This is a genomic window from Pseudomonas sp. WPR_5_2, assembly GCF_003634475.1.
In the GTDB taxonomy this organism is placed as follows: Bacteria; Pseudomonadota; Gammaproteobacteria; order Pseudomonadales; family Pseudomonadaceae; genus Aquipseudomonas; species Aquipseudomonas izuensis.
On the sequence record NZ_RBLA01000001.1, the window covers coordinates 1,822,717 to 1,840,160 of the forward strand.

A 17,444-nucleotide genomic window follows, 5' to 3' on the forward strand; every position below is an offset into this window, starting at 1 on the left:
TATCAGGCACCCCGCGTCATCGTTCACGACCATCGCGAGCAGGCTCGCTCCTACAAGAGCTCTCCTGCGTTAATCAATCCATCACTGAACTGCAACGCCGCCAACCGCGCGTACAGCGCATTGCTGGCAATCAATTCGTGATGCGTGCCCACCGCCACCAGCCTCCCTTGATCCATCACCGCGATGCGGTCGGCGTTTTTGACCGTTGCCAGACGATGGGCGATAACCAGGGTGGTGCGATTTTTCATCAGGCTTGGCAGGGCTTGCTGGATCAGGTGCTCGCTTTGGGCATCGAGGGCGCTGGTGGCTTCGTCCAGCAGCAGGATGGGCGCGTCCACCAGCAGTGCCCGGGCGATGGCCAGCCGTTGGCGCTGGCCGCCGGACAAGCCCAGGCCACCATCACCCAAGTGGGTCTGGTAACCGTTGGGCATGGCTTGGATAAAGTCGTGGGCGTAGGCGATTTTTGCCGCTTCCTGGACATTGGCCAGTGTCGCCGCTGGATTGCCATAGCGGATGTTGTCTTCGATGCTGCCGAAAAACAGCGCCGGGGTTTGCGAGACCAGGGCAAAACAGCGACGCAAATCCAATGGATCGAGCTGGGTCAGTGGCACGCCATCCAGCAAAATGCGCCCTTCAACCGGATCATAAAAGCGCAGCAACAGGTCATACACCGTCGATTTTCCGGCACCGGACGGCCCGACCAAGGCCAGGGTTTCACCGGCCCTGACCGTCAGGTTCAGGCCATCGATAGCGTAGCTTTCGGGACGTGACGGGTAGGAAAAACGCACGCCCTGCAACTGCAGGTCGCCCCTCACTCGCGCAGGCAAGGTCACCGGATCGGTGGTTGGTGGGAGGATGATGTTTTCCGAACGCAGCAGTTCCGCGATCCGTTCCGCTGCGCCTGCCGCGCGCTGCAGTTCGCCGATCACCTCGCTCAAGGTGCCGAACGCGCTACCCACGATCAGGCTATAGAAGACAAACGCCGCCAGCTCACCCGCGGAAATGCGTCCGGCAATCACATCCATGCCGCCGACCCAGAGCATGACACCCACGGCGCCCAGCACCAGAATGATCACCAGGGTAATCAGCCAGGCCCGCTGAAAAATGCGCTTGCGCGCGGTATCGAACGCCTCTTCCACGGTCACGGCAAACTTGCGCTCATCCTGAACCTGATGGTTGTAGGCCTGAACCGTCTTGATCTGGCCAAGGGTTTCGGAGACATAACTGCCGATGTCGGCAATCCGGTCCTGACTCAGGCGCGACAGATTGCGAACGCGGCGGCCGAAGATCAGGATCGGCGCAATCACCAATGGCAAAGCGACCACCACGATGCTGGTGAGTTTGGGGTTGGTGATAAACAGCAGGACGATCCCGCCGATCACCATCAGCAAGTTGCGCAAAAACAGCGACAGTGACGAGCCAATCACCGATTGCAGCAGCGTGGTGTCGGCGGTCAGGCGTGACTGGATCTCCGAGCTGCGATTGTTTTCATAGAAACCCGGGTGCAGGTAAATCAGATGATTGAACACCTGGCGACGGATGTCGGCGACGCAACGCTCGCCGATCCACGACACCAGGTAAAACCGCGCAAAAGTGCCAACTGCCAGCCCCATCACCAGCAGCATGAACAAGCCGATGGACTGGTTGAGCAAGTGTGGGGACTGGGTCATGAAGCCCTGATCCACCAACAGGCGGATACCCTGTCCCATGGACAGGGTGATGCCCGCCGTGACGATCAACGCGAGCAAGGCACCGAAAGCCTGCCAGCGATACGGCACGATGAAACGGCTGGCCAGGCGAATCGCACGGCGGTGTCGAACAGAGAGCATTGGCATCATCCACAACGGAGCAATTGACAGGTTAACCCTACACCGCTCAATGGGGTGGAACTTGGTAAATCACAATGAGTCAGGTTAATTATGACCGCGAACACTAGGTCATAGACGCTATTGGTCTAAAGTCCGGGTGGCAACGTCGTGGTATTTCTGGTGGACTGGTGTTGCCGCCATGAAACGATCGCAGGGAATTGTCATAACCCGGTCACCAGGCGGTTCTACAGTAAGCACACAACCTGATGAGGAGACAGGCCATGTCCTTGCAAAACAGCAGCGATGTCACCGTTCCAGTGATCCGCCCGAAAGGAGATCAGTCTCTGGGTTGCTCGATTGTTGACGAAAAGGGCCGCGAAATACCGATCACTGAAGACATGATCCAGAAAGCGTGCCACGACCTGGAAAAGCGATTGGTCAAGCCTGCCGAACAAAAGTGATATAGCCACCGTCTTCTTGACCCGGCCCCTGTTGGCCGGGTTTTTTATGGGTGCTTTCTGGAAGATTTGTGGTGTGGCCCTTCGCGAGCGGGCTCGCTTCCACAGTGGATCTGCGTTGTACAAGTCATTTGTGTTCACCGCAGAACCTGTGGGAGCGAGCCTGCTCGCGAAGGTGCCAACTCGGTCTCTAGACAGCCGTCGCCCCCAACGCCGCCACAATCTTCTGCAATGCTGGCGAATCCCCATCGATCCGCACCTGCAACCCATCGATCTCACGCCGCGACGGGTAGTTCTTGCGCAACTCATCGAACGCTGCGCGCTGCTCACTCACGCTACCTACCAGGCTGCGACGGAAATCCGCATCGTCACGGCGCGGGTCATACACGCCACGGCACAACATCGCCAGCGCCCAGGCCGGATCGCTCTCGGCACTCAATGTCACTTGCGACAACCAGGCTGCCGGCAGCAGATCACTCAAACGGACCCGGGCCGGCTGCCCGAGGAAATCGCAATAGGCCTGATAGATCTGCGCCGTGCCGCGCTGCTTGCCATCCAGGCTGTATCCGGCAACGTGCGGCGTCGCCAGCACGCAGAGTTCAGCCAGCGCCACATCGACTTCCGGCTCGCCTTCCCAGACGTCCAGCACCGCTTGCAGGTCTTCACGCTCCAACAACACATTGCGCAGGGCGGCGTTATTGATCACCGGCCCACGGCTGGCGTTGATCAGCCAGGTACCGGTTTTGAGTTTCTTCAGGCGCTTTTCATCGAACAAATGCCAGGTCGGCTGAGCACCACGCTTGTTCAACGGCGTGTGCAGGCTGATCACATCGCACTGCTCGATGATCTCCTCCAGGCTGACGTAATCTCCACCCTCGAAAGCGTGCCGTGGCGGGTCGCAGACCAATACCTTCCAGCCCAGGTCCTGCAGGACCTTGACCAGCCGCCCGCCCACCTCGCCGGCACCGACCACGCCGTAAGTACGTTGCGTCAGGTCGACACCTTCGATTTCAGCCAGGGTCAGCAGGCTTCCGAGCACATAGTCGACCACACCCCGGGCATTGCATCCCGGCGCACTGGACCAGGTGATACCGGCCTGTTGAAAGTAATCCAGGTCCAGGTGATCGGTGCCGATGGTACAGGTGCCGACAAACCGCACCTTGCTACCTTCGAGCAGGGCGCGGTTGACATTGGTCACCGAACGCACCAGCAACACATCGGCCTGTTCGACGGTGGTTCGGTCGATTGAACGCCCTGGCACCTGGCGGATTTCGCCGAAACCTTCGAAGAAGGCATCGAGCAGGGGGATATTTTCGTCGGCAACAATCAGCATGGCAGGCTCCTTTGGCGGGTTGGCAGTGTAGGCGCAGATGCCTGCACTGAGCCAGTCAGCATCGCTCACCTTGATCTGAACGACGGCAAATACCTTGTGGGAGCGGGCTTGCCCGCGATTGAGGTGTATCAGGCCGCATTGATGTTGTCTGACACCTCGCTATCGCGGGCAAGCCCGCTCCCACAGGGGATGCGGACACCACGAGTCGATGATTACAAATACCCAACACAGTCTTTTCCTGACCGATGCGTCAACGCGTAGAATGCGCGGCCTTGCGCATCAAAACTTCTGGACGCTTCGCCTGTGAATTCCGTGACTGACACCATCACCACCCCCCGCACGACCCCGGTTCGCCAGGAACTCAAAGGCCTGCTCGGACTGGCCATGCCGATCATGGTCGCGCAACTGGCCACTACGGCCATGGGCTTCGTCGATGCGGTAATGGCTGGCCGTGTCAGCCCACGGGATCTGGCCTCGGTAGCCTTGGGCAACTCCATCTGGATTCCGGTTTATCTGCTGATGTCCGGCGTTCTGCTGGCCACCACACCCAAGGTCGCCCAACGTTTTGGTGCCGCACAACACGACGAAATCGGTCCTCTGGTCCGCCAGGCATTGTGGCTGGCGCTGTGTGTCGGTCTGATCGGCAGCGGCCTGCTGCTCAGCGCCGAACCAATCCTGCACTGGATGAAAGTCGATCCACAGCTGATCGAACCAAGCATGGGCTATCTGCACGGTATCGCCTTCGGTTTTCCCGGAATTGCTTTCTATTACGTACTGCGTTGCTACAGCGACGGCATGGGACGCACTCGTCCGAGCATGGTCATCGGCCTGTGCGGACTGCTGCTGAACATCCCGCTGAACTATGCGCTGATCTATGGCCATTTCGGCATGCCGGCCCTGGGTGGCGTCGGTTGTGGCTGGGCCAGCGGCATTGTGATGTGGTTCATGGCGTTGAGCATGGCCGGTTGGACAGGCCGGGCGAGTTTCTATGCCCGCACGCGCGTGCTGGGGCGTTTCGACCGCCCGCAATGGTCGGTGATCAAGCGCCTGGTGAGCATCGGTCTGCCGATCGGTATCGCAGTGTTTGCCGAATCGAGCATCTTCGCGGTCATTGCCCTGTTGATCGGCAGCCTCGGTTCCACCGTGGTCGCCGGACACCAGATCGCCCTGAACATCAGCTCACTGTTGTTCATGATTCCTTATTCCCTGGGCATGGCGGTTACGGTTCGGGTTGGCCAGGCACTGGGCGCGGGCAACCCCTGGCAGGCGCGTTTCGCGGCGAAGGTCGGGCTGGGCGCGGCATTGGTGTTCGCCGCGTTTTCGGCAAGCTTTATCCTGCTGTTGCGCGAATCCATCGCTTCGATCTACACGCCCGACACGGCGGTGATCCAGATTGCCTCGATGTTGATTGTCTATGCCGCGCTGTATCAGTTCTCCGATGCCATCCAGGTGATCTGCGCCGGTGCGCTGCGAGGCTATCAAGACACTCGGGTGACGATGATCCTGACGCTGTTCGCCTATTGGGGCATCGGTCTGCCGGTAGGCTATGTGCTGGGGCTGACCGATTGGTTCGGCCCGGCCAGCGGCCCGAGCGGGCTGTGGGAAGGTTTGATCGCAGGCCTGAGTTGTGCAGCGCTGATGCTGTCGATCCGCCTGACCCGCAGTGCACGCAAACGGATTCGCATCAGCCACTCGGCCGGCTGATACGAAACAAAATCCTGTGGGAGCAAAGCTTGCTCGCGATGGCAGCAGTACATTCAACATCAATGCTGACTGGCCTGACGCCATCGCGGGCAAGCTTTGCTCCCACAGTTTGTTCGCGGTGGATTAACCAGATTTCTTGCGAATCCAGTACAGGTAAGTGCCGGCATCTTCATGCTGCGCCACCAGCTCGTGGTCGAGAAACACGCAGAACTTGGGGATGTCACGCCGGGTCGACGGGTCGGTGGCGATCACTTTGAGCAAGCCGCCAGGCACCAGGTCACGGATGTGCTGGTGCAACATCATCACCGGCTCCGGGCAGTTGAGACCGGTGGCGTCGAGGGTGCCGTCAACCGGCGCATCAATCATTTCACTCATGATTCACTCCTGAAACTTGCCGGCATTGTCGCGCATTACCGGGTGTTCGGTCATCTGTGGCACAACGCCTCACCCCTGTAGGAGCTGGCTTGCCAGCGAAAGCCATCACGCGGTGAATCTGAATAAGCGCGGTGCCGATTTCGCCAGCAAGCCGGCTCCTACAGGATTTGTGTTGACCGGCCAATTCATTGATTAACGGGATTTTGGCTTCTTCACATCGAGTCGGCGAAGGTGGCAGGTCACCTCTTCGCGGTCGTGGTACAGCTGCTTGCAGCCGATCTCCACGCGAATGCCCCGCGCCTTGAAGCCATCGGCGATGCGCTCCAGCAGGCGCTTCACTTCGGCATAACGCTGTTTCATCGGCAACTTGAGGTTGACCACCGCTTCGCGGCAATGACCCTCACCAATCCACTCTTCGAGCATCGCGGCGTTGCGCGCCGGTTTCTCGACGATATCGCAAACCATCCAGTCCACCGGCTGCTTGGGTTTGAAGGTAAAACCGTCGGCCATCAGGTGTTGCACCAGACCGGTGTCCATCAGGCTTTCGGCCATCGGACCGTTGTCGATGGCGGTCACCAGCATGCCGCGATTGACCAGTTGCCAGGTCCAGCCACCGGGCGCCGCACCGAGGTCGACGCCGGTCATGTCGCCATGCAGGCGCTCGTCCCACTGGTCGCGCGGGATAAAGTGGTGCCAGGCCTCCTCCAGCTTCAGGGTCGAACGGCTGGGCGCTTCGCGGGGGAACTTCAAGCGTGGGATGCCCATTGGCCACATCGCCGAGTTGTTCGACTCCGCCAGCCCCATGAACACTTCACGACCGCTCTTGAACGTCAGCAGCAGGCGTGGCTTGTTGGCGTCGTCCACCAGTTTGCCGGCACCGGTCAGCGCCTTGCGCAACGGGCCTTCGAACTTCTTGCAGAAGTTCGACAGTTCCTTGCCGTCGTTGGTGTCGACCACTTCCAGCCACAGGCTGCCGCAGGTCGGAAAGTCCGCCAGGTGCGCGAGGATCACGCTGATGCGGTCGGTTTCCGGCAGATCGATGAAAATTCCCCGGGCCCACTGGCGCGGGAAGATCAACTGATCGAAACGTTGACCGCGCATCAGGCGTTCGGCGCCGTCTTCTTCGGTGCAGACAAATTCGGCGCAGGCGCTGGCGGTCTTGGCCTTGGCATAACCGGCTACGTTCAGCTGTGCGGCGAGGTCGGAAATCTCGGAGCAGACTTCGCCTTCGAAGCCCGGCCGGCAATGCATAAAGAGGGTGTTCATTCTTACTCCTGGACAGATGGCGAGACATTCGCCACTGCGCGATGCCCAGACTTGCGCTGGAGCAAAGCCTGTCACGAAAACCGGCGCATGATAGCTGACTTCGGAACCCCGGACTTGCTCATAGAGTCCAGTTATTAGCCAGCTACTTAAAACAGGGCTAGGTTTAATGCTCTGCCCGTCCCCTCAGTCCGTAGCCGTGTGGACTTATAGGAGTGATCGTAATGCCGTCCCTCGATAGCTTGAACACCCTTAAAACCCTGCAAGTCGATAACAAGACCTACCATTACTTCAGCCTGCCGGATGCCGCCAAAAGCCTGGGCGACCTGGACAAGCTGCCGATGTCGTTGAAGGTGCTGCTGGAAAACCTGCTGCGCTGGGAAGATGAAAAAACCGTCACCGGCGCCGATCTCAAGGCAATTGCCGCCTGGCTCAAGGAGCGCCGCTCCGATCGCGAAATCCAGTACCGCCCGGCGCGGGTGCTGATGCAAGACTTCACCGGCGTGCCCGCGGTGGTCGACCTGGCCGCCATGCGTGCGGCCATGGCCAAGGCCGGCGGCAACCCGCAGCGGATCAACCCACTGTCGCCGGTGGATCTGGTGATCGACCACTCGGTGATGGTCGACAAGTTCGCCAGCAGCAGCGCGTTCGAACAGAACGTCGATATCGAAATGCAACGCAATGGCGAGCGCTACGCATTCCTGCGCTGGGGCCAAAGTGCCTTCAATAATTTCAGCGTGGTGCCGCCGGGCACCGGGATCTGCCACCAGGTGAACCTGGAATACCTGGGTCGCACGGTCTGGACCAAGGACGAGGACGGCCGCACCTATGCCTTCCCGGACACGCTGGTGGGCACCGATTCCCACACCACCATGATCAATGGCCTTGGTGTGCTCGGCTGGGGCGTCGGTGGTATCGAGGCCGAAGCGGCGATGCTCGGCCAACCGGTATCGATGCTGATTCCGGAAGTGATCGGCTTCAAGCTCACCGGCAAGCTCAAGGAAGGCATTACCGCCACCGACCTGGTGCTGACCGTCACCCAGATGCTGCGCAAGAAAGGCGTGGTCGGTAAATTCGTCGAGTTCTATGGCGACGGTCTCGCCGACCTGCCGCTGGCTGACCGCGCGACCATTGCCAACATGGCCCCGGAATACGGCGCCACCTGCGGGTTCTTCCCGGTGGACGACGTGACGCTGGAATACCTGCGCCTGTCCGGCCGCCCCGGCGAAACCGTGAAACTGGTGGAGGCTTACAGTAAGGCCCAAGGCCTGTGGCGCTTACCAGGCAAGGAACCGGTGTTCACCGACAGCCTGGCGCTGGACATGGCCAGCGTCGAAGCCAGCCTCGCCGGACCGAAACGCCCGCAGGACCGGGTATCGCTACCGAATGTCGCGCAAGCGTTCAGCGACTTCATCGGCTTGCAAGTCAAACCCACCAGCAAGGAAGAGGGACGCCTGGAGAGCGAAGGTGGCGGCGGTGTCGCGGTGGGCAACGCCGATCTGGCGGGTGAAGTGGACTACGACTTTGAAGGTCAAACGGTTCGACTGAAAAACGGCGCGGTGGTGATTGCCGCGATCACGTCCTGCACCAACACCTCCAACCCTAGCGTGATGATGGCCGCCGGCCTGGTGGCGAAGAAAGCCGTGGAAAAAGGCCTGCGACGCAAACCCTGGGTGAAAAGCTCGCTGGCCCCCGGCTCGAAAGTGGTCACCGACTACTACAAGGCCGCCGGTCTGACACGCTACCTGGATGAATTGGGTTTTGCCCTGGTCGGCTATGGCTGCACCACCTGCATCGGCAACTCCGGCCCCTTGCCGGAACCGATCGAAAAAGCCATCCAGAAAGCCGACCTGACCGTAGCGTCCGTATTGTCGGGCAACCGTAACTTCGAAGGCCGGGTCCATCCACTGGTGAAAACCAACTGGCTGGCCTCGCCGCCGCTGGTGGTGGCTTATGCGCTGGCCGGCACCGTGCGCATCGACCTCAGCCGCGAGCCTCTGGGCGAGGACCAGAATGGCAAGCTGGTTTACCTGCGGGACATCTGGCCCAGCAGCAAGGAAATCGCCGACGCCGTGGAGCAGGTCAACACTGCTATGTTCCACAAGGAATACGCCGAAGTGTTTGCCGGTGACGAACAGTGGCAGGCCATCAAAGTGCCGCAAGCGGCTACCTACGTCTGGCAGGCGGATTCCACCTACATCCAGCACCCGCCGTTCTTTGATGACATCGGCGGGCCGCCGCCGGTGGTGAAGGACGTGAACGGTGCCCGCGTGTTGGCGCTGCTCGGCGACTCGGTGACCACCGACCACATCTCCCCGGCTGGCAACATCAAGGCTGACAGCCCGGCGGGCCGCTACCTGCGCGAGAAAGGCGTTGAACCGCGAGACTTCAACTCCTACGGCTCGCGACGCGGCAATCATGAAGTGATGATGCGCGGCACCTTTGCCAATATTCGGATACGCAATGAAATGCTTGGCGGCGAAGAAGGTGGCAATACCCTCTACATTCCGACCGGGGAAAAACTGGCGATCTACGACGCCGCCATGCGCTACCAGGTTGCGGGCACACCGCTGGTGGTGATCGCCGGGCAGGAATACGGTACCGGCTCAAGCCGCGACTGGGCGGCCAAGGGCACTAACCTGCTGGGGGTCAAAGCCGTCATTGCGGAAAGTTTCGAGCGGATTCACCGCTCCAACCTGGTGGGCATGGGCGTGCTGCCGCTGCAGTTCAAACTCGATCAAAACCGCAAGAGCCTGAACCTCAAAGGCACTGAAACCCTGGACATCATCGGTCTGACGGGTATCGAACTGACGCCACGGATGAACCTGACCCTGGTCATCACCCGTGAAAACGGTGCTCGGGAGAAAGTCGAAGTGCTGTGCCGGATCGACACGCTCAATGAGGTGGAGTACTTCAAGTCGGGAGGGATTTTGCACTACGTGTTGCGGCAGTTGATTGCTTCATGATTGCCCGATGAAAAAACCGGCCCTTTGTAGGAGCTGGCTTGCCAGCGAAGGCCCCAAGAGCGACACGATTAACTCATCAACACGCGTTGTCGTTCGTGACCATCGCTGCGGTGCGGCGCTCCGACAAGCCAGCTCCTACGGTCGGCTGTGTTTGCTCATATGAAAATCGGGACTGTGCCGAGTGGAATCTACTACTCGACATCCTCTTTATTCTTCAGATGTTTGATCCAACCAAAAAGCGAAACGACAAGAACCATCAGCGTGAAAAACACCAACAATCCCACGACAATCACGGGCCAAGTAATCACGTCCGTCCTCTGATACAGGATAATCCGCCAGCACGCCATTCAAGCGAATGGCCGGCGCTTATGGACAAGGTAACACGCCAAGTTTTACGCACCATGGAACAGCATCAAAATTCCTGATTGGCGGCGATTTCTGCCTATATGCCCACAAAAAGGCACGCTCTACCGAGCCAATGGGTCGGGCCGGCCGATTGCTGCGTATCAACGTTAAAAATCATCAAAATTGTCCACGCCGTACTGGCCCTAGTATCGGCAACACCCGATAAACATTGAGAAAATCCGTTTTCCTGACCTACGCCCCTCGCTCTCGAGCCGTTACTTTTAGTCAGGCACCTTCCGGGAACCAATCGGCTTGACGATTGTCTCCCCGACCGTTTAACCTCGCGCCCCTCGAATGGAAGCGATCTATCTGCATAGGCAGAAAGTCCTCTGAAAATGAATTCAAACAACGCGTGCATCGCGCCGTTGTGCTTTGCGGTAACCCATGCTCAAGCCTCGCTCCCCCCTGCAAATCAAAAAATCCGTCATATTTGCCCTGGTGCTGCGTGAAGCGCGTTCGCGTTTCGGCGACCGACGCATGGGCGCCACCTGGACACTGATCGAGCCCATTTGCCATCTGCTGATCCTGAGCGTGCTGTTTGCCCTGATTCGCGGCCGCACTGTAGTCGGCCTCGATTTCCCGGTCTTTGTACTGGTCGGCCTGGCGCCCTTCCTGCTGTTTCGCAACATCGCCATGCGCCTGATGAACAGCCCCAAGGAAAACCGCGCGCTGTTTGCCTATAAGCAGATCAAGCCCCTCGACACTTATATCGCCCGCGTACTGGTGGAATTCTGCATCTCGGCCAGCGTGTACGCCATTCTGGTGTTCGGCTTCGCCTGGTACGGCTTCGACATGGCCATCAAATCGCCCATCGAGTGGATGCTGACCATCCTGCTGGGGGTAGTGTTCGCCTTTGGCCTGGGTATGCTGTTGTCGCTGATCGCCCATGCCATGCCCAGCAGTACGCTGTTCCTGCGGATGATGTTCTTTCCGCTGTATTTCATCTCGGGCGTACTCATCCCCGCCGCCTACCTGCCGCACGCCATGTTGCCGTTGTTGCTGCTCAATCCTTTCCTGCACCTGCTTGAACTGCTTCGTGCCGAAATTTTTCCGCACTACGTGCCGGTCGATGGTGTGTCGGTGCACTACGTGATCGCCTCCACCCTTGTTTTGCTGTTCGTCTCCCTGGGTACTTATCGGGTTCGTCGACTGCATTTGATCTCCACCAAGAACGGCTAACCGCAGGCTTCCCGTGTTCGAGCTCAGAAATATCACCAAGTCGTACCTGACCCCCAAAGGTCGCCGCCACGTGTTTCGCGACCTGTCGCTGAAGGTCCCCGCTGACAAGAACATCGGCTTGATCGGCCGCAACGGCGCAGGCAAATCGACCCTGATGCGCCTGCTGGGCGGTGCCGACGTGCCGGACTCCGGCACCATCGTCTCCGACAAGAGTATTTCCTGGCCAGTGGGCTTGTCCGGTGGTTTCCAGGGCACCATGACCGGTCGCGAAAACATCAAGTTCGTCAGCCGCATCTACGGTGCCGTAGGTGACGCGATGCGCCAGAAGGTCGCCTACGTCGAAGAGTTTGCCGAAATCGGCAGCTGGATCGACGAGCCGGTCAAGACCTACTCCTCCGGCATGCGCTCGCGCCTGGCTTTCGGCCTGAGCATGGCGTTCGACTTTGACTACTACCTGATCGACGAAGTGATGTCGGTGGGTGACGGCCACTTCAAGCGCAAATGCGCTGACGTATTCGAGCAGCGCCTGCAGAAATCCAAGGTGGTGCTGGTTTCCCACAGCATGCCCGAAATCAAAAAGCTCTGTGACGTCGTGCTGCTGGTGCGCGATGGCGGGGTGCAGATCTATGACGATGTCGATGAAGGCATCAAGGCCTACAACACCTGATCGCCTGACCGTGGCGTGACAGTTTCATTTCAAGGATACGAGTGCATATGAGCAGTACGGGTAAATTCAAGGGCTGGCGCCTGACACTGGGGCTGATCGTGCTGCCGATGATAGTGGCCGTTGTGTACTACAGCTTTTTCGCTGTGGATCGCTATGTCAGCTCCGCGCAAGTGGTGGTACGCCAGGAAGGCAGCAATCCCGGCGCTCAACTCCCAGGACTGAGCATACTGCTCAGCGGCACCAATCCGGCGTCCCGGGAAGAGACCCTGTACCTGCGCGAATACATCGTGTCGATGGACATGATGCAGCTGCTGGAAGACCGCCTGCACTGGGTCGAGCAATACAATAAGCAACGCAGCGACCCGCTCTTCTGGCTAGCCACCGACACCGAACGCGAAGACCTGCTCGAGTACTACCAGCGCATGGTCTCGGCTCACTACGAGGAAACCACCGGCCTGCTGAAAGTCGAAGTTCAAGCCTTTAGCCCGGAACTGGCCGAGCAGATGGTCAAGACCATTCTCGAAGCCAGCGAGCACTTCGTGAACGAAGTCTCCCATAGCATCGCCCGTGAGCAGATGCGCTTCGCTCAAGGCGAACTGGAAGGCGCGAAGAAGAACTACACCAAACGCAAGGAAGAGCTGCTGAGCTTCCAGAACCGCAACAAGGTACTGGACGGTAGAAGCTCGGCCCAGGGCCGCGCGAGCATCATCGACACCCTGGAAGGCGAGCACTCCAAGGAGCGCGCCGTACTCACCCAAATGAGCTACAAGCTTCGCGCCGACTCACCTCAGGTCGCGCAGCAACAGCAACGCGTCAACGCCATTCGCGAACAGCTGAATGCCGAAAAACGCCTGCTGGTGTCTGCGCCCGATGGCGATCAGCTCAACGTGGTGGCTTCACGCTTCCAGCAGTTGACCCTGGACGCCGGCATCGCCGAAGAAACCTACAAGACCGCCGTTGCCGCACTGGACAACGCACGTATCGAAGCCAGCAAGAAAATCCGTACCCTGGTCACCGTAGTCAGCCCGAACACCCCGCAGATGGCCATCTACCCAAAACGCCTCTACAACCTGGCAACCATCTTCCTGGCCTTGCTGCTGCTCTATGGCATTACCCGCTTCCTAATTGCATCGATCGAGGATCATCGTGATTAAATCCATTAATGGCCTGCCCCTTCGCCCCCTGAACTTGAGCATGCGAGACAGCGCTGTTGCGGGTTTGATGCTGGTGACTTTGACGCTGGCAGGGTGCGGCGGCACTTTGTCTGGCGCCGGCCCGTACAAAGGCGACATCGAAAGCAAAGACCAAAACGCTGCCTACAACCTGGTCGAGATCAACGCCAACACCATCGCCCCCTACATGCGCGGCACAGTGCGCCCTTTGCAGGCGAGCGTTGCCAAGCCAGAGCCCACTGCGGTCCGGTTGATGGCAGGTGACACCCTCAACGTGCTGATTACCGACAACGCACCGGAAGGTTCGGCAGTGTTCGCACCACTGTCAGCGGGCGGCACCCAACTCAAAACCCGCATCGACGACCAGGGCATGATCTCCCTGCCCTACGTCGGCCGCCAGTTCGTCGCCGGCATGACCCTCAACCAGGTTGAGGACATGATCCGCAAACAACTGAAAGGCGTAACCACCGATGTGCAAACCCACGTCGAACTGGTTGGCGACCTCTCGGGTTCGGTACTGGTTGCAGGCGCGGTGAAATCGCCGGGCCGCTTCAGCACCCTGCAAGGCCCGTTGACTCTGCTTGATGCCGTAAACCAGGCCGGTGGCCCGCTGCTAGAACCGCACTTGGTCAATGTCACCGTGCGTACAGGCAGCCAGGTTCAACAGTTCAACTACGAAGACATACTGGCCGGCAACAACATGATGCTGCGCCCGAACTCGGAAGTGGTACTGGATCGTGCACGTCAGCGATTTGTTGCGATGGGTGCCGTCAGTGAGCCTGGCCTGAAGGATTTGCCAGCACAGAACACCACCCTGCTGGATGCGTTGGGCAGTGTCGGCGGGTTACGTGAAGCCAACGCCAACCCTGAAGGTGTGTTTGTATTCCGCATGGGCGAAGGCACCAACCCAAAACCAACCGTTCTGCGCCTGGACATGCGTGATCCGACAGCGGTGTTTTACGCCCGCCAGATCATGATCAAACCGGATGACACCATTTATGTGACAAATGCTGCCGTCTATGAATGGCAAAAAGTTATTTCGCCAGTCGTACAAACCATGGTGTTGGGCCGTGCTGTTGGTGCCTACAAGTGACTTTGAAATTTTGATCATCAATAAGGAAATTACATGATCCCGGTAATACTTTCTGGCGGCTCAGGCTCCAGGCTCTGGCCGCTTTCGCGCGCAATGCACCCGAAGCAGTTCCTCACACTCAACGGCGACCAATCGCTGTTCCAGGCTACGCTATCGCGGCTGGCGGGTATCCAGGACGGACCGCTGACCCCGATCGTAGTCAGTAATGAAGACCACCGCTTCCTGGTGGCTGAACAGTGCCGCGCACTCGGCATCACCCCCCAGGCTATTCTGCTCGAGCCGATCGGCCGTAACACTGCCCCTGCCATCGCAGCGGCCGTGGTGAAGGCATTGGCTGCCGGCAGGGACGAGTTGCTGCTGATTTTGCCTGCTGATCATGTTTTCGATGATCTGGATGCTTTGCACAAGGCCTTCGAAATAGGCGCACCCGCAGCGCGTGACGGCCGGATAGTGACCTTCGGGATCGTGCCGAATAAAGCCGAAACGGGTTACGGCTATATTCGCACCGCAGAGAAATCCAATGAAATTCAGGCTGTCCAGGAATTTGTCGAAAAACCGGATCTCGCCACCGCAGAGCGATACCTGGCTGACGGTCGTTACTACTGGAACAGCGGCATATTCCTGTTTCAGGCATCAAGCATGCTCGCTCAGCTGCGTGAACATGCCCCTCAGGTGCTGGACGCCGTACAGGCAGCGCTGAAAAACGCCAAGGAAGACCTCGACTTCACCCGCCTGGATGCCATGGCCTTTGCGGCCGCCGAAAACATCTCCATCGACTATGCAGTGATGGAACGCTCCAATCAGGTATCGGTTGTACCGCTGGACGCCGGATGGAACGACGTTGGCTCATGGTCGGCAGTCTGGGAAATCGCCGACAAGGACTCACAGGGCAATGCATCCCGCGGCGACGTTTTGCTCGAAGCCACCCGCAATGCCTATGTCCACGCCGAGCACCGCATGGTGTCGGTACTGGGTCTGGATGACGTGATTGTGGTCGAAACCGCAGACGCTGTGATGGTCGCGGCCAAGGACAGGGCGCAGGACGTAAAACTGCTGGTTGATCGCATCAAACATAGCGCACGCACAGAAGCAACCAATCACCGCAAGGTATATCGACCATGGGGTGCCTACGACTCCATTGATCATGGACCGCGCTATCAGGTGAAGCGCATCACAGTTGCACCAGGGCAAAAGCTCTCGGTACAGATGCATCATCACCGCGCAGAACACTGGATTGTTGTGACCGGCACGGCGAAAGTTTCGATTGGCGACAAACAGGTTCTACTGACCGAAAACCAGTCGACATACATCCCTGTAGGAATCGTACATGCGCTTGAAAATCCGGGGAAAATCCCTCTGGAGATGATTGAGGTTCAATCAGGTGGGTATCTAGGTGAGGACGACATAGTTCGCTTTGAAGATCGCTACGGACGCTGCATTGAATCCGTGCAAGAGCCGGCATAATCGCCTATTAACCGCGCACAAACTTAAGTTTGTGAAAAAACGTTATTCAACCCGATCACTTTACTTAGAAAGAAAAGTGAGCACGGTAAGTTAAAGTGCATACATGAACATACTGATTCAATGCGGCGACCACCTAGAGAATCAAAACAGAATAATGACCCTGGCTCTGGAGTTGAAAGAAGCCGGACACTCTCCAATAGTACTTCTATACTCCAAAACCAAAGGAAGATATTTCGAGAATAACGAAATACAAACCATATCTCTCGACGCTCACGCATCAAAAGACGTCGTTGGCAAAAGCATAACCATAGACTCCGTGCTTGAAGACGGCATCAAGTACATTGATGTCATGAATGCAGAAGCAAGACGTCGCCCGATAGTTGGATGGCCTGGGCAGCGAGCAAAAACCATTAGAGATATCCATAAAATACACAAAGCCCTTTCAAACATCATCGAGACCTACAAACTCGAAAAAATAATCATCTGGAATGGTTTTACAGGCTATACCGCCAACATCCTGAGACTTATCTGCGAACAACGAAAAATAGAGTGCGCCTACCTTGAGCGAGGCATTCTTAAGGGGTCTCTATTTATCGATCGCATGGGTGTAAATGGTGCCTCTTCATTGAACGAGTTGATGCCGGAAATCCTGGATAATTACTTTCTTTCCGATGAAGAAGCATCATTCGTCACACAACTATTTAATATTCGCACTCAGATCGAAAAAAATGTCGAGCCCAAAAAAAGCTTGAACGTATTTTTCCCACTGCAGGTTCAGCTCGATACAAATATTATCCTGTATTGCAAATATCGAACAATGCGAGAAACGTTTTTTGACATTTACTCTGCTTTAAACACCAAAGAAAGCTCCTTCTTAATCCGCCCTCATCCGGAAGAAACGGCTGATACACTTATTAACATCCCACATTTTGATAACGTTAAGGTATCAAGCGATAAAAGCCTGGAATACTGGCTGGACTGGTCCGACCTTGTAGTCACCATCAATAGCACGGTGGGTTTGGAAGCACTCATAAAAGGTAAGCAGGTCATTTCCTTGGGGCAATCCATTTATTCATCCGCTGGACTAACAAATGAACTTAATGAAAAATATACTCCTGCCAGCACCAATCATCAACGACTGACAAAATATTTAGGTTGGCTGGTAAAGTCAAATTTGCTCTTGCCAAATGGCCCTTACAACAAGTCCGTCGTAAACGCTCAGCTTTCGATCAACTTCGAAACCTTAGCGCATAAACCAGCGCAACAAAATTCAAATCTTGCCAAATCAACATTCGACACCGTTGAAGTGCATCTGGCGTTCCCACTCAACTCAACGCTTGATTTGACATATAGAAAGAACAAGATTCCTATAACAAAAGAATGGCTGACTGAAATCGCGAAGAAGCATATAGACGCGAAGCAATATGAGTTCTCAACTTCTAGAAAGCCAAACAAAGACCGATACTCCATTAAAGTAGTCAACGAATGCAAATCAGCGAAGCCCGACTACGAATTCAATAAGACTATCGACATCTACGGCAATGAAGTAAGATAAAT

At 57.4% G+C, this 17,444-nt stretch carries 13 protein-coding genes; 9 read left to right on the forward strand and 4 right to left on the reverse strand.

Going from position 1 to position 17,444, the window contains the following annotated elements; translation table 11 throughout:
* Positions 1-50 precede the first annotated feature (50 nt).
* On the reverse strand, positions 51-1,838 hold the full coding sequence (locus BJ917_RS08070) for an ABC transporter transmembrane domain-containing protein (RefSeq protein ID WP_177435566.1): 1,788 nt from the start codon (positions 1,836-1,838) through the stop codon (positions 51-53).
* A gap of 251 nt (positions 1,839-2,089) precedes the next feature.
* Here BJ917_RS08070 and BJ917_RS08075 point away from each other — a divergent pair, with 251 nt between their 5' ends.
* Complete coding sequence (locus tag BJ917_RS08075) at positions 2,090-2,269, forward strand: PA1571 family protein (protein WP_096512661.1); 180 nt, start codon at positions 2,090-2,092, stop codon at positions 2,267-2,269.
* 187 nt (positions 2,270-2,456) lie between these two features.
* Here BJ917_RS08075 and pdxB read toward each other — a convergent pair whose 3' ends face one another.
* Positions 2,457-3,599: a 4-phosphoerythronate dehydrogenase PdxB gene (gene pdxB, locus BJ917_RS08080; RefSeq protein WP_121103012.1), complete on the reverse strand. Its 1,143-nt coding sequence runs from the start codon at positions 3,597-3,599 to the stop codon at positions 2,457-2,459.
* A 303-nt stretch (positions 3,600-3,902) separates the two neighbouring features.
* On the opposite strand from pdxB, the gene BJ917_RS08090 reads away from it, so the two are divergent.
* On the forward strand, positions 3,903-5,303 hold the full coding sequence (locus BJ917_RS08090; protein WP_121103014.1) for an MATE family efflux transporter: 1,401 nt from the start codon (positions 3,903-3,905) through the stop codon (positions 5,301-5,303).
* A gap of 123 nt (positions 5,304-5,426) precedes the next feature.
* On the opposite strand, the gene tusA is transcribed toward BJ917_RS08090, so the two are convergent.
* Positions 5,427-5,678: a sulfurtransferase TusA gene (gene tusA / locus BJ917_RS08095; protein ID WP_096512664.1), complete on the reverse strand. Its 252-nt coding sequence runs from the start codon at positions 5,676-5,678 to the stop codon at positions 5,427-5,429.
* A 192-nt stretch (positions 5,679-5,870) separates the two neighbouring features.
* Positions 5,871-6,944 (reverse strand): 23S rRNA (cytidine(2498)-2'-O)-methyltransferase RlmM, encoded by a 1,074-nt coding sequence (gene rlmM, locus BJ917_RS08100; protein WP_096512665.1) that lies wholly within the window; start codon positions 6,942-6,944, stop codon positions 5,871-5,873.
* Positions 6,945-7,165: 221 nt separating this feature from the next.
* Between rlmM and acnA the strand changes: the two genes are divergently transcribed.
* The 7 genes from acnA (at position 7,166) to BJ917_RS08135 (ending at position 17,442) form a co-directional block, all read left to right on the forward strand.
* Positions 7,166-9,907, forward strand: a complete 2,742-nt coding sequence (gene acnA, locus BJ917_RS08105; protein ID WP_121103015.1) for an aconitate hydratase AcnA — start codon at positions 7,166-7,168, stop codon at positions 9,905-9,907.
* Positions 9,908-10,696: 789 nt separating this feature from the next.
* Positions 10,697-11,491 carry an ABC transporter permease gene (locus BJ917_RS08110; RefSeq protein WP_121103016.1) on the forward strand — a complete coding sequence of 265 codons (795 nt, stop codon included), beginning with the start codon at positions 10,697-10,699 and terminating at the stop codon, positions 11,489-11,491.
* Positions 11,492-11,504: 13 nt separating this feature from the next.
* Positions 11,505-12,158 (forward strand): ABC transporter ATP-binding protein, encoded by a 654-nt coding sequence (locus BJ917_RS08115; protein ID WP_121103018.1) that lies wholly within the window; start codon positions 11,505-11,507, stop codon positions 12,156-12,158.
* 47 nt (positions 12,159-12,205) lie between these two features.
* Positions 12,206-13,312, forward strand: a complete 1,107-nt coding sequence (locus BJ917_RS08120) for an ABC transporter permease (RefSeq protein ID WP_121103019.1) — start codon at positions 12,206-12,208, stop codon at positions 13,310-13,312.
* A 40-nt stretch (positions 13,313-13,352) separates the two neighbouring features.
* The gene (locus tag BJ917_RS08125) at positions 13,353-14,423 is read left to right on the forward strand and encodes a polysaccharide biosynthesis/export family protein (RefSeq protein WP_121103020.1); all 1,071 of its coding nucleotides are present in this window, start codon (positions 13,353-13,355) and stop codon (positions 14,421-14,423) included.
* Between the two features lie 33 nt (positions 14,424-14,456).
* On the forward strand, positions 14,457-15,887 hold the full coding sequence (locus BJ917_RS08130; RefSeq protein ID WP_121103021.1) for a mannose-1-phosphate guanylyltransferase/mannose-6-phosphate isomerase: 1,431 nt from the start codon (positions 14,457-14,459) through the stop codon (positions 15,885-15,887).
* A 103-nt stretch (positions 15,888-15,990) separates the two neighbouring features.
* A complete protein-coding gene (locus tag BJ917_RS08135) occupies positions 15,991-17,442 on the forward strand; it encodes a hypothetical protein (protein ID WP_121103022.1) in 1,452 nt (483 codons plus the stop codon).
* The last annotated feature ends 2 nt before the right edge of the window (positions 17,443-17,444 follow it).